Below are 16,633 nucleotides of genomic sequence, written 5' to 3' on the forward strand. Positions count from 1 at the left end.
GACGGAAGAAGGAGAAGAGCCAGCAAATACCCACACCACAACTCACAACCAAACCCGAAGGGCCAGTTGATCATCCGTGATGCGGAGTACCAAAACATTTGGCACTGACATTCATCGACACACTGTTGAGTTCTCAAAGAACACGCACACACCATCACCACTGGCACACTCGCCAGCCGCTCCGGGGCAACCGTTCCAACTTATCTCCTGCCGCTTCCCGGCGCAAACCGGGGCGATCAGGACATCTCGAAAACATCGAACCAAGTTCGGTATTCTCGGGAAGTTCAGGCGCCTGCGTCCAACCTCGTGTCCCCGGCCTCTCGGTCGGGGTTGGTGTCCGTGTCGCTCTGACCTGGAATAAGTTACGCGACGGGAAACGGAGCGTCAAATCCCCAGGTCACACGCATCCGGCAGGTAAAATCCGCTGGTGGCCCGCGCTGCGCGCGGGCCACCGGACCGGAGTCCGCCGAATTACGCCGGTGTGACCCGCCGCACGCTAGTTCGACAGCACCTTGATGCCGGCGAAGTTGCGCTTTCCCCGGCGAATCACGAGCCACGTTCCGTGCAGCAGATCGGTCGGTGCCGGGGTCCAGTCCTCACTCGAGATCTTCTGGTTGTTCACCGACGCGCCGCCTTCCTTGACGGTGCGGCGGGCCGCACCCTTGCTCTCGCACAATCCGCTGAGAACCAGAAGGTCGACGATGCCCGCGGGCTCCCCCGGCGCAAGTTCCGCGACGGACGCCTCGCGGAGGGCGGCACCGAGGGTCGGCTCGTCCAGGTCCTGCAGTTCCGCGCGACCGAACAGTGCCTGGCTCGCGAGCTCCACCGCGCGAGTGTTGGCTTCGCCGTGCACGAGCGTCGTCATCTCGGCGGCGAGCCTTCGCTGTGCCTCGCGTGCATGCGGCCGCTCGGCCGTCGCCGTCTCCAGTTCCGCCAACTCCTCGGCCGTGAGGAAGGTGAACCACCGCAGGTACTTGATCACGTCGGCGTCGCCGGTGTTCACGAAGTACTGGTACCACGCGTAGGGACTCGTCATCTCCGGGTCGAGCCACAGGCTTCCGCCGCCGGTCGACTTCCCGAACTTCTTGCCGTCCGCCGACGTGACGAGCGGGACGGTCAGACCGTGCACCGACTCGGCGTCGATGCGACGGTTCAGTTCGACGCCCGCGATGATGTTGCCCCACTGGTCGGAGCCGCCGACCTGCAGCGAGCAGCCGTGACTGCGCCGCAGGTGCAGGTAGTCGTTGGCCTGGAGCAGCATGTAGCTGAACTCGGTGTAGGACATGCCGTCGGATTCGAGGCGCCGCTTGACGGTGTCTCTCGCGAGCATCACGTTGACGGAGAAGTGCTTGCCCACGTCGCGCAGGAAGTCGATGGCCGACAGCTTGCCGGTCCAGTTCATGTTGTTCTCGATAATCGCGCCGCTCGCCGAGTCGTCGAAGTCGACGAAACGTTCGAGCTGCCCCCGGATCCGATCGGCCCATTCGGCCACGGTGTCGGCGGAGTTCATCGTCCGCTCACCGACGTCGCGGGGATCGCCGATCAGACCGGTCGCTCCACCGGCCAGCACGATGGGGCGGTTGCCCGCACGCTGGAATCGCTTCAGCGCGAGCAGGGGCACGAGATGACCGGCGTGCAAACTCGGTCCGGTCGGATCGAAACCGGCATAGAGCGTGACCGGTCCGGCGTCGAGATCACGGCGCAGCGCGTCCAGATCGGTTGATTGGGCGATGAGCCCGCGCCAGGTCAGTTCATCGATGATGTTCTCAGTCACGGCTCCGATCATCCCATCTGCTCGTCGGCGGGCATCGCACGCGGGCTTCTCCGGTACGCGGACACGGCCGGCGACTCGGGAATCCAGAAGCGCCACGGCCGGTCGGCGGCCGTGCTGACACCGACCCGGGGGCCACTCACCCAGCCGTCCGACTCCCCGACCTCCAGTCGAACCGGTGAATCGGACTCGAAGAGTGCCGCACCGTTCTCCGCGAGGGTCACGCCGGTCGCGGACCCCAGGTTGCCGGGACCGCGCGCCCACTCCGCGGGTCGCGTGACGCGGGGCCTGCGCGCCTGGACCGTCGCGCAACCGTCGAGCACTTCGCCCGCCCGGAGCAGCACCCCGCCCGCGATTCCGACGGGCCCATACGACACGTTCATACAGAAGTGCATTCCGTAGCTGCGGTAGACGTACAGATGCCCGGCCGGTCCGAACATCACCTCGTTGCGCGGCGTCCTTCCCCGGTACGAGTGCGATGCCGGGTCGGGCCACGGGCCGTCCTTCTCCCCGCCGTACGCCTCCACTTCGACGATGCGGATGCGGACGTCTCCGACGATCAGCGTGGATCCGAGGACGATTCGCGCGGCGTCGACGGGTTCGGCCCGGTCAAGTCGATCGATGGTCACGTCCCGATTCTCCACAACCGTTGACGTCGCCACCCCGGCGGTCGCATAATTCATCAAGCAATGAATTCACCCAGTGATGAATTGAGGCCCGCCATGACCGGCAGCCCGGCGATCGACATCCGAGATCTGCACGTGCGAAGAGGCAAGAACGAAGTGCTGCACGGCATCGACGTCCAGGTGCCGAGCGGATCCATCACCGGCCTCCTCGGACCCTCCGGCTGCGGAAAGACCACGCTGATGCGGTGCGTGGTCGGCACGCAGATCGTGGAATCGGGGACGGTCACGGTGCTGGGCTCCCCCGCAGGCTCGGTCTCGTTACGAAGCCGCGTCGGATACGTCACCCAGTCCCCCAGCGTGTACGCCGACCTCTCGGTCAAGAAGAACGTGGCCTACTTCGCCGCGCTCTACGGCCAGCCCTCGGACGCGGTCACCGAAGCCGTCGACGCGGTGGGGTTGACCCGCTTCGCAACCCAGAAGGCCGCGGATCTGTCGGGAGGACAGCTGGGACGGGTCAGCCTCGCCTGCGCGCTGGTGGCACGCCCCGAGATCCTCGTGCTCGACGAGCCGACCGTCGGACTGGACCCACTCCTGCGCGTCGAACTGTGGGAACGGTTCGAAGCCCTCGCCGACGCCGGTACCACCCTGCTCGTGTCGAGCCACGTCATGGACGAGGCCGAACATTGCGCTTCGCTGCTCCTCATGCGCGACGGCTACGTTCTCGCGCAGGTCTCCCCCGGCGAACTCCGGGAGCAGACCGGTGAGACGAGCCTCGAAGACGCCTTCCTGAACCTCATTCGCGCATCACATGTCGGGAGCGAGAACTGATGAACGTCACGATCTTCGCGGCCACTGCAGGACGGATCCTCGCGCAACTGCGAACGGATCACCGCACTGTCGCCATGATTCTGGTGGTACCCAGTCTGCTGATGGTGTTGCTGTACTTCCTGTATCAGAACGTTCCGGCGCCGCCCGGTCAGCAGTCGCTGTTCGAGCGCGTCGCGATCACGATGCTCGGCATCCTTCCGTTCGTCGTGATGTTCCTCGTCACGTCGATCGCGATGCAGCGCGAACGGACGTCGGGAACACTCGAACGCCTGCTCACGACCCCGATGGGCAAACTCGACCTGCTCGGCGGCTACGCGGCGGCGTTCTCCACGGCCGCTGCCGCGCAGGCGGCGCTGGCGTGCGTCGTCTCGTTCGGATTCCTCGGCCTCACCACCGAGGGCAGCGTGACGTGGGTGCTGCTGATCGCCGTGCTGAACGCGATACTCGGCGTCGCCCTCGGCCTGTTGTGCAGCGCCTTCGCGCGCACCGAGTTCCAGGCGGTGCAGTTCATGCCGGTGGTCGTGGTGCCCCAGCTCTTCCTGTGCGGTCTGCTCGTTCCGCGAGATCAGCTCCCCACGTGGCTCGAGTGGATCAGCAACGTCCTCCCGCTGAGCTACGCGGTCGAGGCGCTGCAACAGGTCGCCACCCATCCCGGGGCGACGGGGCTCATGTGGCGCGACCTGGCGGTGGTCGCCGCCTTCGCGCTCCTCGCACTGTCGCTGGGCGCCGCGACCCTGAGGCGTCGCACACCATGACCGGCCCCGCGACACGCGCGGACGCCACCCCGGGTCTGCGCACTGGACGACGCCCGGGCAACCCGGACACACGGTCACGAATCCTGGCGAGTGCACGGAAACTGTTTGCACAGAACGGCTTCGACAAAACCAGCGTGCGCTCCGTGGCCACCGGGGCCGGCGTCGACTCCGCCCTGATCCACCACTACTTCGGAACGAAACGAGATCTGTTCCTCGCCTCGGTGGACATTCCCGTGGATCCGACGCAGGTGATCGCTCCGGTGCTCGACCTTCCGACGGGCGAGGTCGGCAGTCACCTCGCCCGGGCCGTCTTCTCCATCTGGGAGTCGCCCCACAAGCCCGCCGTGGTCGCGGCGTTCCGGTCCGCGATGGCGGGAAACGAACCGAATCTCATTCGCACGTTCCTGCTGGAGGTCGTGCTCCGAGACCTCGGACCGCGCGTCGACGAGCCGCCGGGAACCGGGATGCTGCGCATGCAGCTGGTGGCATCCCAGATGGCCGGGGTTCTGGTGACGCGGTACATCCTCGAATTCGAGCCACTCGCGTCGCTGCCCGTCGACGACCTCGTCGCGATCGTCGGACCGACGTTGCAGCGCTACCTCACCGGCGCTCTGCCGGTGTGATCGGGCTCACCCGAGTCAGGTGTGATCAGGCCTCGCCGGCAGCCCGGGCGAGCAACGTCTCGTGCTCGTCCGCGCCGACGTCCCGGGCCTCGTCGATGAGGAGGACGGGAATCCCGTTCTCGATGGGATACGCCCGTCGCAGGCGAGGGTTGTAGAGCAACTCGTCGCCGACCAACAGCAGAGGACCCTTGTCCTGTGGGCACGCGAGAATGCCGAGCAACGTCGGATCAATAACCACGGAAGTCCTCTCCAACCGTTCGGGTGAGCAGTGTCAGGTTACCGCGCACCGGCAGGCACCCCGGCCGAGCCGTTCTGAAACTCCGCGGCCACTGCCTTGGTCAGTCGCTTGTACTGCTGCGATTCCGGATCGACGTACCACACACGGGTTCCCGGCTTGGGCAGTCCGGCCGCGCTCAGCGCCTCGGCGTTCGGACGGTACGAGGACCCCAGCGGGATGTCCTCCACCACCTGGATGATGTCGGGTCGCAGCGCGGGAGGAAGCACCTCGAAGGCGTCGGAGATTTCCGCCAGCCTCGGCGCCCGCCCTTCGCGGAGGGTGAACGCGGCCACGGCCAGTGTCCGGCCTCCGACCTCCACCCCGTAGGCAACAGCGAGGTCGACGCGATCGACGGACACGAGCGCATCGACGATCGGCTGGGTGAACACGGCTCCCCTCGGAGTCGCGATGACGGTCTTCCGGTGGTCGACCAGCCAGTAGTCCCCGTCGGCGTCGCGACGGAAGAGGTTCTCCGTCGGAATCCAGGCGTCGCCCGCGGCAAAGATCCCCCGCATCGCGCCGCCGGACATCTCGGCGTGCACGCCCGCCCTGCCGAGGAGCAGACCGACCTCGTCGTCCTGGCATTCCCGGATGAACCCCTGCTCGTCCTCCAGCAGTCGGCCGGCGATCGGGTCGTAGGCCGCGAGCCGGACCTCCGCGCTCCCCGGGAGGGGGCGTCCCTTTGCCCCGACCTTCGCGCCTGCGACGTTCGCGAGAACCACGTCGCCCTCGGTGGACGCGTAGAACTCGAGGACTTTCGCCGGTGCGAACCGCTCCGTCGTGCGACGCCACAACCCCTGCGGCATTCCGGATCCGATGAAGAGCCGGACGGGGTGACTGCCGTCGAGCGCGAGGTTCTCGGCGTCGAGGATTTCTCGCATCATCGTCCACGTGTAGCTCACCACGGTCACCCCGTAGCGGTGGACTTCCTCGGCGAACCGCTCGGGATCGACTCCGCGTGAGAGCGCGATCCGGGAGCCACCTGCCACGGCACCACCGATCGCGGCCAGCAGACTCGACGAATGATGCAGGGGTGCAAGGCAATATACGGTGTCGCCACGGTCCAGATCGGCGGCTGAGGCCGTTCCGAACGCCGACAGCGCCCACCGGTAATTGGTGATCTGTTTCGTCTCCCAATGGCCGTTGGACTCACTGCAGATGATGAATGCCAGTTCACGAGCCAGACCGGGATCGGGCCGGTACCAGCCCGGCAGTGTCACTGCGGCGGGGTCGATCTTCTCGAGGTCCACGACGTTCGCCGAGGGATCGACGTCGAGGTCGCGCTGGTCGCCACCGCCCAGAACCAGGACTTGCATCCCGGTCGCGATCGCCGCGTCGAGATTCTCCGGGTCGGTGACGATGCGTTCGACACCGTCGATGCGGATCGCGGTGTGGACCTCCCGGCCCGGGGGCAGGAGGACAGCCACGGCACCGAGACGGGACAGCGCCGCGATGGCGGCGAGCGCACTCGGGCGCGTCTGCATCACGACGCCGACGTGAGCGGCGGGACGGACACCGGCCTGGATCAGGCCGCGCACCACGTTGTCGATCCGCTGATTGACCGCCGCGTAGGTGTGGACGCGATTGTCGAAGAGGAAGCACTCGCCGCCCGGCGCCTTCCGCCCCTGTTCGGCCAGCAACCGGCTGAGCGAGATCTGGGTGTGGGGCTGGATCTGACCGAGCCGGGCCAGCCGCGGCAGCGCCCGCGTGGCCTCGCCGGACAGCTCCACCGTTCCCCGCAGCGCCCCCGAAGCGAAATCACTGATCCCCTTGCCGACACCGACGCCGACCTCGGCGACCGACGCCACGGTGTGAATGATGCGGTCGCTGATGGAGACTCCGGATTCGCTGCCGAAATGTTCGTCGTAGCGCATGAGCTCGATATTGGTGGGCCGTGGGCCGAGACCCTCGTTCCACAGCACCCATTTCCCGGTCGTGGGCCACGTGTGGGTCGCTGCAGCCGAACCGACGACGAGGCCGAAATGTCCTGCCCGCAAAGTTGATTCGTACACATTCGCCCGTGGGGCGGCCCGGCGGATACCGCGGACGGCCAACGGCTGACCGATGTCATCGACTTCCCCGACGAACGCGAGGATGGGGCAGGTCAACTCCGCGAGCGACACGACCTGGTCCTTGATCACGAACCCGCCGGTCATCATGCGGTTGTGCACGATGAACTGCTTGAGCAAATCCGCAACAGCAGGACCGGACCACGCCACCCAGCCCTCCGTCGCGAGGAAGCGCCGCTGCTGCTCCCGCGGCAACAACGCTTCCCGGTCGTGCAACTGACGCAGGAAGTCGAGCCTCGACTTCAGTGTCTTGACGGGATCGAGAAGCTGAAAACCGGTGCGCGCCATCCACCCCGACACCGCGAGCCGGTTGAAGACGTGGTCCGCGAGGAAGCCGGCAGCGTCGGTGGCGAACCCCGCCGGGATGCCGAACGGCAGCCCGGCGAGCGTGTCGACCGGACTGCCGAACGTCACGAGGCCGGCGATGTTGCGACTGCGGCGATAGGCGGCGGCCTGGTAGGCGAACATGCCGCCCTGCGAGTATCCGGACAGGTAGACGTCGTGACCGGTGTGCGCCCGCACCTGGTCGATGATCTCGCTGATCGCGACGATGTGGTCGGCGAGATTCCGATCCCACCCGCCCTCTTCGGAATCCGGCGATCCGAAGTCGACCACCCACGGGTCGATCCCCATCGAGTGCAGGATGCCGACTGCGCCTTGATCCCGGGTCACGTCGTAGACGTCGGCCGACATCATCATCGGCGGGACCAGGACGATGGGGGGCCCGGCGTCGGCAGGGTCGGTGTCGGGGAAATACCTGCGGAGCCGATACATCGGTGCGCGTTCGACCACCTCGAACGGCGACGTGGTGAGGTCCGTCTCGAGTCCGCCGAGGCGAACTACCTCCAACCCGTTCTGCGCCGTCGCCACCACGCGACGGATCGGGCCCATCACCGTTTCGGTATTCAGTCCCACGAACACTCTCCCAGACTCTCGAACCGTGACGCACGTCTCACTGCCGCCCGCCCTCACCCTACTGCGCTCGACGATTCACACAGCCCCTAATCCGGGGCGTCCGACACGGGCGTCATCGACACCACTCACGCAGCGACTCGGACAGCTGACGGACCCCGCCCAACTGTTCGGCCACACGGATACCGGCCGTACCGCCGCGGGCGTTACGCGAGGCGATCGAGCCCTCGACGGTGAGCACCTCCCGCACGTCCGGAGTGAGCGCCGGATCGACCCCGGCGAGTTCGTCGTCGGTGAGATCCTCGAGTCCGACGCCCCGCGCCTCGGCAACGCGGACGCACGCCCCCGCCGCCTCGTGCGCGACCCGGAACGGGACGCCCTGACGAACGAGCCACTCGGCGATGTCGGTGGCCAGCGTGAATCCCGCCGGTGCCAGTTCCGCCATTCGGTCCGTGTGGAATTCGAGAGTGGAGACCAGTCCGGTGATCGCCGGGAGCAGCAACTCGAGCTGCGCCACCGAATCGAAGACCGGCTCCTTGTCCTCCTGCAGATCCCGGTTGTACGCGAGCGGCTGCGCCTTCAGGGTGGCCAGCAGACCCGTCAGGTTACCGATCAGCCGCCCGGACTTGCCGCGGGTGAGCTCGGACACGTCCGGGTTCTTCTTCTGCGGCATGATCGACGAGCCGGTCGACCAGGCGTCGGCGAGCGTGATGTAGCCGAATTCCGGAGTGCTCCACAGGATCACCTCCTCGGCCATCCGCGACAGGTCGACGCCGATCATCGCGAGCACGAACGCCGCCTCGGCCGCGAAGTCCCGCGACGACGTGGCGTCGATCGAGTTCTCGGCCGACGAATCGAAGGCGAGTTCCGCGGCGATCGCCTCGGGATCGAGTCCGAGTGACGAGCCGGCCAACGCTCCGGAACCGTACGGCGACACGGCCGCCCGCACGTCGAAGTCCCGCAGCCGCTGAACGTCACGAAGCAACGGATGCGTGTGCGCCAGCAGGTGGTGCGCGAGCAGCACCGGCTGCGCGGCCTGCAGGTGGGTCTTGCCCGGCATCACCGCGGAGGGGTGCGCGGCTGCCTGCGTCGCGAGGGCATCGACGACGTCGAGAGCACCCGCCGCCACCCGGCGGACGGCGTCCCGCAGCCACATCCGGAACAGCGTCGCCACCTGATCGTTGCGCGAACGCCCGGCGCGCAGGCGTCCCCCGACCTCCGGACCGACCCGATCGATCAGCCCGCGCTCGAGCGCCCCGTGCACGTCCTCGTCGGATTCGCTCGGGACGAACTCGCCGCTCGCGACGTCCGCCGCGAGCCTGCCGAGACCGTCGAGCATCGCCGCCAGGTCCTCGTCACCGAGCAGGCCGGCCTTGTGCAGCACCCGGGCATGCGCCTGGGACGCGCGCACGTCGTACGGGGCCAGCACCCAGTCGAAGTGGGTGGACTTGCTCAGCGCCGCCATGGCGGCGGCCGGTCCGGACTCGAACCGGCCGCCCCAGAGGGCTCCTTCGTTGGTGCCGTGAGCACTCATACCTAGAGGCCCAGATCGCGCTTCGCCGCGACCTTCGAGGACAGTCCGTGGATCTGCACGAATCCCTTGGCGTAGGACTGGTCGAACGTGTCGCCCTCGTCGTAGGTCGCCAGGTTGAAGTCGTACAGCGACTCGTTGCTGCGGCGGCCGTTGACGATGATCGCACCGCCGTGCAGCACAAGCCGGATGTCGCCGGAGACGCGTTCCTGCGTCTTCTCGATGAACGTGTCCAGCGCGACCTTCAGCGGGGAGAACCAGAGGCCGTCGTACACCAGCTCGCTCCAGCGCTGCTCGGTCTGACGCTTGTAGCGGCCGAGTTCGCGTTCCTGCGTGACGTGCTCGAGTTCCTGGTGGGCGTTGATGAGGACCATCGCTCCGGGAGCCTCGTAGATCTCACGGCTCTTGATGCCGACGAGACGGTCCTCGACGACGTCGAGGCGGCCGACACCCTGAGCGCCGGCGCGGCGGTTGAGCTCCTGGATCGCTTCGAGGACGCTGACCGGCTTGCCGTCGATCGCGACGGGCCGGCCGGCCTCGAAGCTGATGATCAGCTCGTCGGGTGCCTGCCAGTTGACGGTCGGGTCCTGCGTGTAGTCGTAGACGTCCTTGGTCGGCGCGTTCCACAGGTCCTCGAGGAACCCGGTCTCGACGGCGCGGCCCCACACGTTCTGGTCGATCGAGAACGGCGACTTCTTGGAGACGTTGATCGGGATCTCGTTCTCCTCGGCGAACGCGATCGCCTTCTCCCGGGTCCACGCGTAGTCGCGGACCGGTGCGATCACGTCGAGGTCGGGGGCGAGCGATCCGAAGCCGACCTCGAACCGGACCTGGTCGTTGCCCTTGCCGGTGCAGCCGTGCGCGACCGTGGTGCCGCCGTGGGCACGCGCGGCCTCGACGAGGTGCTTGACGATCAGCGGGCGGCTGATGGCCGACACGAGCGGGTAGCGGTCCATGTAGAGGGCGTTGGCCTGGATGGTCGGCAGGCAGTATTCGTCGGCGAACTCGTCGCGCGCGTCCACCACGACCGACTCGACCGCACCGCAGTCGAGTGCACGCTGACGCACGACCTCCATGTCCTCGCCGCCCTGGCCGAGATCGATGGCGACAGCAACAACTTCCTTGCCCGTCTCCTTGCCGATCCAGCTGATGGCGACTGAGGTGTCCAGCCCGCCCGAGTAGGCGAGTACGACGCGATCGGCCATGGTCCTTGTGCTCCTTAGGTTGAAGATCTGTAGAGATGATTCAGTTGTCAGGCGAGGGATTCGATCTTGGCCGCGAGTTCCGCCCCGCTCAGCGGCTCCCGTGCCACCACGAGAATGGTGTCATCCCCCGCGATGGTTCCCACGACGTCAGGTAATGATGCCCGATCGAGTGCACTCGCCAGATAGTGCGCTGCCCCCGGGGGAGTTCGCAGCACCGCCATGTTGCCACTGGCATCGGTCGACACCAGTAACTCCCCCAGCAACCGCGACAGCCGGTCGGTTCCGCCGGAGACGCCGCGGACGGGATTTCCGTCCTCGGGCACCACGTAGACCCCGGCGCCGCCATCTGCGGCGCGAAGCTTCACGGCACCCAGTTCCTCGAGATCCCGCGACAGCGTGGCCTGGGTGGCGTCGATGCCCTCGGCGGCGAGCAGCGCCGCGAGTTCGGTCTGGCTGCGGACCGGGTTGTTCGACAGGATCGCGACGATGCGTGCCTGCCGTCCCGCCCGTGTGGGTGCCGTCGCCGCGTTCGCGGGGCGCTGCGGCGGTGCCGCACTTGCACGCTGCGGCGGTGCCGCACTTGCACGCTGCGGCTGAGCCGCACCTGCACTCTGCGGAGGTGCCGCACTCACGGACGGTCCCCGGTTCGCTGTGCGAGCAGCCACACGAGCAGTGCCTTCTGTGCGTGCAGCCGGTTCTCCGCCTCGTCCCAGACGACGCTCTGCGGTCCGTCGAGGACGTCGTCGGTGATCTCCTCCCCGCGGTGGGCGGGCAGGCAGTGCAGGACCACCGCGTCGGCGTCGGCCTTTGCGAGCAGCGCCTCGTTGATCTGGAACGGGCGGAACGGGCCGACGCGGTCGAGCCCGTCGTTCTCCTGGCCCATCGACGTCCAGGTGTCGGTGACGAGTGCGTCCGCGCCGACGACCGCCGTCTGTGGGTCACCGGTGAGGGTGATGGTCGCGCCGGTCTCGGCCGCCCGCGCGCGGGCTGCCTCGACCACCCACGGCAGGGGCGCGAATCCCTCGGGGCTGGCGATGGTCACGTTGACGCCGGCGGTCACACCGCCCAGCATCAGCGAGTGCGCCATGTTGTTGGCGCCGTCGCCGAGGTAGGTGAGCTTCAGCCCCTTCAGCGAACCCTTCCGCTCCACGAGCGTCTGCAGATCGGCCAGGACCTGGCACGGGTGGAACTCGTCGGACAGCGCGTTGACGATCGGGACGTCGGCGCCGGACGCCATCGCCTCGAGCCGCTTCTGCCCGAACGTGCGCCACACCACGGCGTCGACGTACCGCGACAGGACACGGCCCGTGTCCTGCAGCGTCTCCTCGCGGCCGAGTTGGGTGCTGCGACCGTCGACGACGATCGCGTGACCGCCGAGCTGCGCGATGCCCATCTCGAACGAGAACCGGGTGCGCGTCGAATTCTTCTCGAAGATCACGCCGACCCCACGGGGGCCTTCGAGCGGACGCTCGGCGAACGGGGCCTTCTTCAGCCTGGCGGCGAGCTCGAGGACCTCGGCCTGCTGCGCAGGGGTGAGGTCGTCGTCCCGGAGAAAGTGTTTCACCACGGTCGTCACTGCTTTCCCGGCTGAGCGGCCGATTGCGCGTTGTCGAGAATCGCGGGCAGCGCCGCGACGAATCCTTCGGCTTGATCGTCCGTGAGGACCAGGGGCGGAGCAAGCCGGACGACGCCCGGTTGCGCGGCGTTGATCAGGTATCCGGCCTCGCGCGCGGAGTTCTCCACGGCGGGGGCCACGTCCTGGGTCAGGACGATGCCGAGCAGCAGCCCGGCGCCGCGGACGTGGTCGATCAGCGGATGTCCGAGACCTTCGATGCCGGCCGACAGCGACTTGCCGAGCGTGTCGGCGCGGGAGATGAGGTCGTCCTCGGCGATCGTCCGCAGCACGGCGAGGGCCGCCGACGCGCAGACGGGGTTCCCGCCGAACGTCGTGCCGTGCTTGCCCGGCCCGAACAGGTCCGCGGCCGCGCCGGTCGCGATGCACGCGCCGATCGGCATCCCGCCACCGAGACCCTTCGCGAGGGTCATGACGTCGGGCACGATCCCGACCGCCTGGTGTGCGTAGAACCAGCCCGTGCGCCCGATCCCGGTCTGCACTTCGTCGAGCACGAGCAGGGCGCCGCGATCGGCGGTAATCCGCCGTGCGCCCGCGAGGTATCCCTCCGGCGGAACGACGACACCGCCCTCACCCATCATCGGCTCCAGGAACACGGCAGCGGTGTCGGCGTCGACGGCGCGATCGAGTGCGTCGAGATCGCCGTACGGCACGTGCTCGACACCCGGGGGCATCGGCTCGAACGGCGCGCGCTTGGCGGCCTGGCCGGTGAGCGCGAGAGCACCCATCGTCCGGCCGTGAAAGGAGTTCTCCGCGGCGATGATCTTCGATCGGCCCGTGGCCCGCGCGAGCTTGAACGCCGCCTCGTTGGCCTCGGTGCCGGAATTGCACAGGAAGACACGTCCGGGGGCGCCCAGGTGGGACAGCAGCTTCTCGGCCAGTTCGATCGCCGGCTCGCTGGCGTACAGGTTCGACACGTGCCCGAGGGTCGACAACTGCGTCGTGACGGCCTCGATGATCGCCGGGTGCGCGTGCCCGAGGATGTTGACGGCGATGCCGGCGAGGAAGTCGACGTACTCCTTGCCGTCGGCGTCGGTCAGCACCGCTCCCTGACCACGCGTCAGTGCCACCCGGGGGACGCCGTACGTGTTCATCAGAGCGCCGGACCAGCGCTGCTGGAGTTCCGGGGTTCCGGTCATGAGGCAACTCCCTCGGTAGGTGAAGTCGGGCCGGGCGTGACCATCGTGCCGATGCCCTCGCCGGTGAACAGTTCGAGCAGAACGGAATGGGCGACGCGGCCGTCGATGACGTGCGCGGTGGGCACGCCGCCGCGGACGGCGCGCAGGCAGGCCTCCATCTTGGGCACCATGCCGGCGTCGAGGCTGGGCAGCAGTTGCGCGAGCGCGTCCACGTCGATCTCGGTGGCCAGCGAATCGCGGTCCGGCCAGTTCGTGTACAGCCCTTCGACATCCGTGAGGACCACCAGCTTCTCGGCGCCGATGGCCTCGGCGAGCGCGGCGGCGGCGGTGTCGGCGTTGATGTTGTGCACCACACCGTCCGAGTCGGGGGCGATGGTGGACACCACGGGAATTCGGCCCGCACGGATCAGATCCAGGACGGCCTCCGGGTTCACCGTCGTGACGTCGCCGACGAGACCGATGTCGGTCGGCGTGCCCTCGACCATCACGGTGCGCTTGGTGGCGGTGAACAGGTGCGCGTCCTCACCGGAGATGCCGACGGCGTACGGTCCGTGCGCGTTGATCAGTCCGACCAGTTCGCGGCCGACCTGACCGAACAGCACCATCCGGACGACGTCCATGACCTCGGGAGTGGTGACGCGGAAGCCGCCCTTGAATTCGCCTGTCATGCCGAGCTTTCCGAGCATGGCATTGATCTGGGGGCCGCCGCCGTGCACGACGACCGGCTGAATTCCGACCGTCCGCAGGAACGCCATGTCGGCCGCGAACGCCGTCTTCAGCGCGTCGTCGACCATGGCGTTGCCGCCGTACTTCACGACGACGACCTTGTCACGGAACTGCTGCAGCCACGGCAGAGCCTCCGCCAGGACGTGCGCCTTCTGGTGATCGGTGATGCCGCTGAGTGCCTCGCTGGTCGCTGTCATGACGAATACGCCGAGTTCTCTTCGACATACGCGTGCGACAGGTCGGTGGTCCGGATGGTCACGGCGTGCTCGCCCAGACCGAGGTCGATGTCTAGGGAGATGTCGATGTCGCTCAGGTCCACATCCCGCGCACCCGGTGCGCCGACGCCGTCGATGCAGACGGGGGCGCCGTTGAACGACACCGAGATCGTGTCGGGGTCCAGTTCGATCGGCGCGATGCCGATGGCGGCGAGTACCCGGCCCCAGTTGGGGTCGGATCCGAACAGCGCCGTCTTGACGAGACTGTCCCGCGCCACCGTCCGGGCGCCGATCAGGGCGTCGTCCTCGCTGACCGCGCCGCGGACCGTGATCCGCACCCGCTTGGTGACGCCCTCCGCGTCGGCCATCATCTGATCGGCCAGATCGTCGCAGACGGCCGTCACGGCCGCATTCAGTTCGTCCTGGGTCGGTGTCACGTTGCTCGCACCGGACGCCAGCAGCAGCACCGTGTCGTTGGTCGACGTGGCACCGTCGACGTCCAGCCGATCGAACGTCACCCGGGTGGCCGCCCGCAGCGCAGCGTCGAGTTGCGCCGCGGTCGCGACGGCGTCGGTCGTCACGACGCACAGCATCGTCGCCAGCGCGGGGGCCAGCATGCCTGCGCCCTTCGCCATTCCGCCCACGTTCCACTTGTCCGCATGGTGCAGGGCGGCCTGCTTCGGCACCGTGTCGGTGGTCATGATCGCGTACGCGGCGTCGGTGCCACCCGAGATTCCCCCGGCGAGTTCGTGCACCGCCTCCGTGACCCCGGCCAGGACCTTCTCCATCGGCAGGCGGTCGCCGATCAGACCGGTGGAACACACCGCGACCTCGACGGCTCCGGTCTCGGTTCCCCAGTTGCTCAGCGCGGATGCCACTTCCTCGGCCGTCTTGTGCGCATCCTGGAACCCGCCCGCACCCGTGCACGCGTTGGCCCCACCGGAATTGAGCACGACGGCGCGCAGCCTGCCCGTGGTGAGCACCTGCTGCGACCACAGCACGGGGGCGGCCTTCACCTTGTTCGCGGTGAAGACGCCGGCCGCCGCGAGCTCGGGTCCCTCGTTGACGACGAGAGCCAGGTCGGCGTTGCCGCTCGCCTTGATACCCGCCTTGATCCCGGCCGCGCGGAAGCCCGCGGGCCCCGACACTCCCTGGGTTCGGACCAGGGTGCCGCCGGCGACCTCCCGGGTCGGGTGCGGATCGATCGTGCTGTCACTGCTCACGGGGCAACTCCCACTGTCGAGAGACCGGCGGTCTCGGGTAGTCCAAGCGCAAGATTCATCGATTGCACCGCTCCGCCGGCGGTGCCCTTCGCAAGGTTGTCGATCACCGCGACCACGACGATTTGACCGGCGTCGGCGTCGACCGTCACCGCGATCTGGACCGCGTTCGATCCGACGACGGCACCGGTCTGCGGCAGCACACCCTGGGGCAGGACGTGCACGAACGGCTCGTCCGCGTACGCCTTTTCGTAGATCGCGCGCACCTCGTCCTCGGACGCCGTGGTGGCCGCGGTGCAGGTGGCGAGGATGCCGCGCGGCATCGGCGCCAGCACGGGGGTGAACGACACGGTGACGCGCTGACCGGCGAGTTCGGAGAGGTTCTGGATGATCTCCGGGGTGTGGCGGTGCACGCCGCCGACACCGTAGGCACGGACCGAACCCATCACCTCGGAGCCGAGCAGGTCGGCCTTGGGTGCGCGGCCCGCGCCGGAGGCACCGGTGACGGCGACGATCGTGACCCGTGGTTCGACGACACCCGCCGCGACCGCCGGGGCCATCGCCAGGCTCGACACCGTCGGGAAGCACCCGGGGACGGCGATGCGTGTGGCGCCGACGAGTTTCTCGCGGGCACCCGGCAGTTCCGGGAGTCCGTATGGCCAGCTACCTGCGTGCGGGCTCTTGTAGTACCGCTCCCAGTCCTCGGCGTTCGTCAGCCGGAAGTCGGCGCCGCAGTCGATGATGACCGTGGACTCGGGCAGCGCCTTCGCGTACTGCGCCGAATTGCCGTGCGGCAGACCGAGAAACACCACGTCGTGCCCGGCGAGCGTCTCGACGGTGGTGTCCTCGAGCACTCGGTCGGCGAGGGGAAGCAGGTGCGGATGGTGCGAGCCCAGAGTCGATCCGGCGTTGCCGCCGGCAGTGAGCGCACCGATGACGAGCGAACCGTCCGCGTACGACGGGTGCCCCAGCAGCAGACGCAGCACTTCGCCACCGGCGTATCCGCTCGCGCCGGCGACGGCAATCCTGATCGGTTTTCCCGCGTGCTCAGTCATACGATTGATTATGCATCATCATGCAAGCTAATACACACCGCGGTCTCT

At 67.9% G+C, this 16,633-nt stretch carries 15 protein-coding genes; 3 read left to right on the forward strand and 12 right to left on the reverse strand.

Annotated features, from left to right (window positions below; all coding sequences use genetic code 11):
• Positions 1-496: 496 nt before the first annotated feature.
• Positions 497-1,774, reverse strand: coding sequence for a tyrosine--tRNA ligase (gene tyrS, locus ACNJ7E_RS07145; protein ID WP_280782467.1), 1,278 nt, complete (start codon positions 1,772-1,774; stop codon positions 497-499).
• 8 nt (positions 1,775-1,782) lie between these two features.
• Positions 1,783-2,454, reverse strand: a complete 672-nt coding sequence (locus tag ACNJ7E_RS07150; RefSeq protein ID WP_280782468.1) for a DNA-3-methyladenine glycosylase — start codon at positions 2,452-2,454, stop codon at positions 1,783-1,785.
• Positions 2,455-2,493: 39 nt separating this feature from the next.
• Here ACNJ7E_RS07150 and ACNJ7E_RS07155 point away from each other — a divergent pair, with 39 nt between their 5' ends.
• Genes ACNJ7E_RS07155 through ACNJ7E_RS07165 form a run of 3 tightly spaced genes read left to right on the forward strand, consistent with a single transcriptional unit; the run spans position 2,494 to position 4,603 of the window.
• On the forward strand, positions 2,494-3,225 hold the full coding sequence (locus tag ACNJ7E_RS07155) for an ABC transporter ATP-binding protein (RefSeq protein ID WP_280782469.1): 732 nt from the start codon (positions 2,494-2,496) through the stop codon (positions 3,223-3,225).
• The gene (locus ACNJ7E_RS07160) at positions 3,225-3,980 is read left to right on the forward strand and encodes an ABC transporter permease (protein WP_280782470.1); all 756 of its coding nucleotides are present in this window, start codon (positions 3,225-3,227) and stop codon (positions 3,978-3,980) included. Before ACNJ7E_RS07155 ends, ACNJ7E_RS07160 begins: the two co-directional genes overlap by 1 nt.
• Positions 3,977-4,603: a TetR/AcrR family transcriptional regulator gene (locus tag ACNJ7E_RS07165; protein ID WP_280782471.1), complete on the forward strand. Its 627-nt coding sequence runs from the start codon at positions 3,977-3,979 to the stop codon at positions 4,601-4,603. The genes ACNJ7E_RS07160 and ACNJ7E_RS07165 overlap by 4 nt, the downstream gene beginning before the upstream one ends.
• A gap of 25 nt (positions 4,604-4,628) precedes the next feature.
• Here ACNJ7E_RS07165 and ACNJ7E_RS07170 read toward each other — a convergent pair whose 3' ends face one another.
• The 10 genes from ACNJ7E_RS07170 to argC all read right to left on the reverse strand — a co-directional run bounded on the left by ACNJ7E_RS07170 (position 4,629) and on the right by argC (position 16,585).
• On the reverse strand, positions 4,629-4,841 hold the full coding sequence (locus ACNJ7E_RS07170) for a Trm112 family protein (RefSeq protein ID WP_005247353.1): 213 nt from the start codon (positions 4,839-4,841) through the stop codon (positions 4,629-4,631).
• A 38-nt stretch (positions 4,842-4,879) separates the two neighbouring features.
• Complete coding sequence (locus tag ACNJ7E_RS07175; RefSeq protein ID WP_280782472.1) at positions 4,880-7,870, reverse strand: acyl-CoA synthetase; 2,991 nt, start codon at positions 7,868-7,870, stop codon at positions 4,880-4,882.
• Between the two features lie 106 nt (positions 7,871-7,976).
• Complete coding sequence (gene argH, locus ACNJ7E_RS07180; RefSeq protein WP_418339475.1) at positions 7,977-9,395, reverse strand: argininosuccinate lyase; 1,419 nt, start codon at positions 9,393-9,395, stop codon at positions 7,977-7,979.
• A 2-nt stretch (positions 9,396-9,397) separates the two neighbouring features.
• On the reverse strand, positions 9,398-10,597 hold the full coding sequence (locus ACNJ7E_RS07185; protein WP_009473614.1) for an argininosuccinate synthase: 1,200 nt from the start codon (positions 10,595-10,597) through the stop codon (positions 9,398-9,400).
• Between the two features lie 47 nt (positions 10,598-10,644).
• Complete coding sequence (locus ACNJ7E_RS07190) at positions 10,645-11,229, reverse strand: arginine repressor (protein ID WP_418339476.1); 585 nt, start codon at positions 11,227-11,229, stop codon at positions 10,645-10,647.
• Positions 11,226-12,173 (reverse strand): ornithine carbamoyltransferase, encoded by a 948-nt coding sequence (gene argF, locus ACNJ7E_RS07195; RefSeq protein ID WP_280782475.1) that lies wholly within the window; start codon positions 12,171-12,173, stop codon positions 11,226-11,228. Before argF ends, ACNJ7E_RS07190 begins: the two co-directional genes overlap by 4 nt.
• Positions 12,170-13,369 carry an acetylornithine transaminase gene (locus tag ACNJ7E_RS07200; protein ID WP_280782476.1) on the reverse strand — a complete coding sequence of 400 codons (1,200 nt, stop codon included), beginning with the start codon at positions 13,367-13,369 and terminating at the stop codon, positions 12,170-12,172. The genes argF and ACNJ7E_RS07200 overlap by 4 nt, the downstream gene beginning before the upstream one ends.
• Complete coding sequence (gene argB / locus ACNJ7E_RS07205; RefSeq protein ID WP_005571081.1) at positions 13,366-14,292, reverse strand: acetylglutamate kinase; 927 nt, start codon at positions 14,290-14,292, stop codon at positions 13,366-13,368. The genes ACNJ7E_RS07200 and argB overlap by 4 nt, the downstream gene beginning before the upstream one ends.
• Positions 14,289-15,533 (reverse strand): bifunctional glutamate N-acetyltransferase/amino-acid acetyltransferase ArgJ, encoded by a 1,245-nt coding sequence (gene argJ / locus ACNJ7E_RS07210; RefSeq protein WP_280782477.1) that lies wholly within the window; start codon positions 15,531-15,533, stop codon positions 14,289-14,291. Before argJ ends, argB begins: the two co-directional genes overlap by 4 nt.
• Positions 15,530-16,585: an N-acetyl-gamma-glutamyl-phosphate reductase gene (gene argC / locus ACNJ7E_RS07215; protein WP_280782478.1), complete on the reverse strand. Its 1,056-nt coding sequence runs from the start codon at positions 16,583-16,585 to the stop codon at positions 15,530-15,532. Before argC ends, argJ begins: the two co-directional genes overlap by 4 nt.
• Between the last annotated feature and the right edge of the window lie 48 nt (positions 16,586-16,633).

Origin of the sequence: Rhodococcus mengyinensis (assembly GCF_048381435.1) — a bacterium.
Lineage (GTDB): Bacteria > Actinomycetota > Actinomycetes > Mycobacteriales > Mycobacteriaceae > Rhodococcus_F > Rhodococcus_F opacus_D.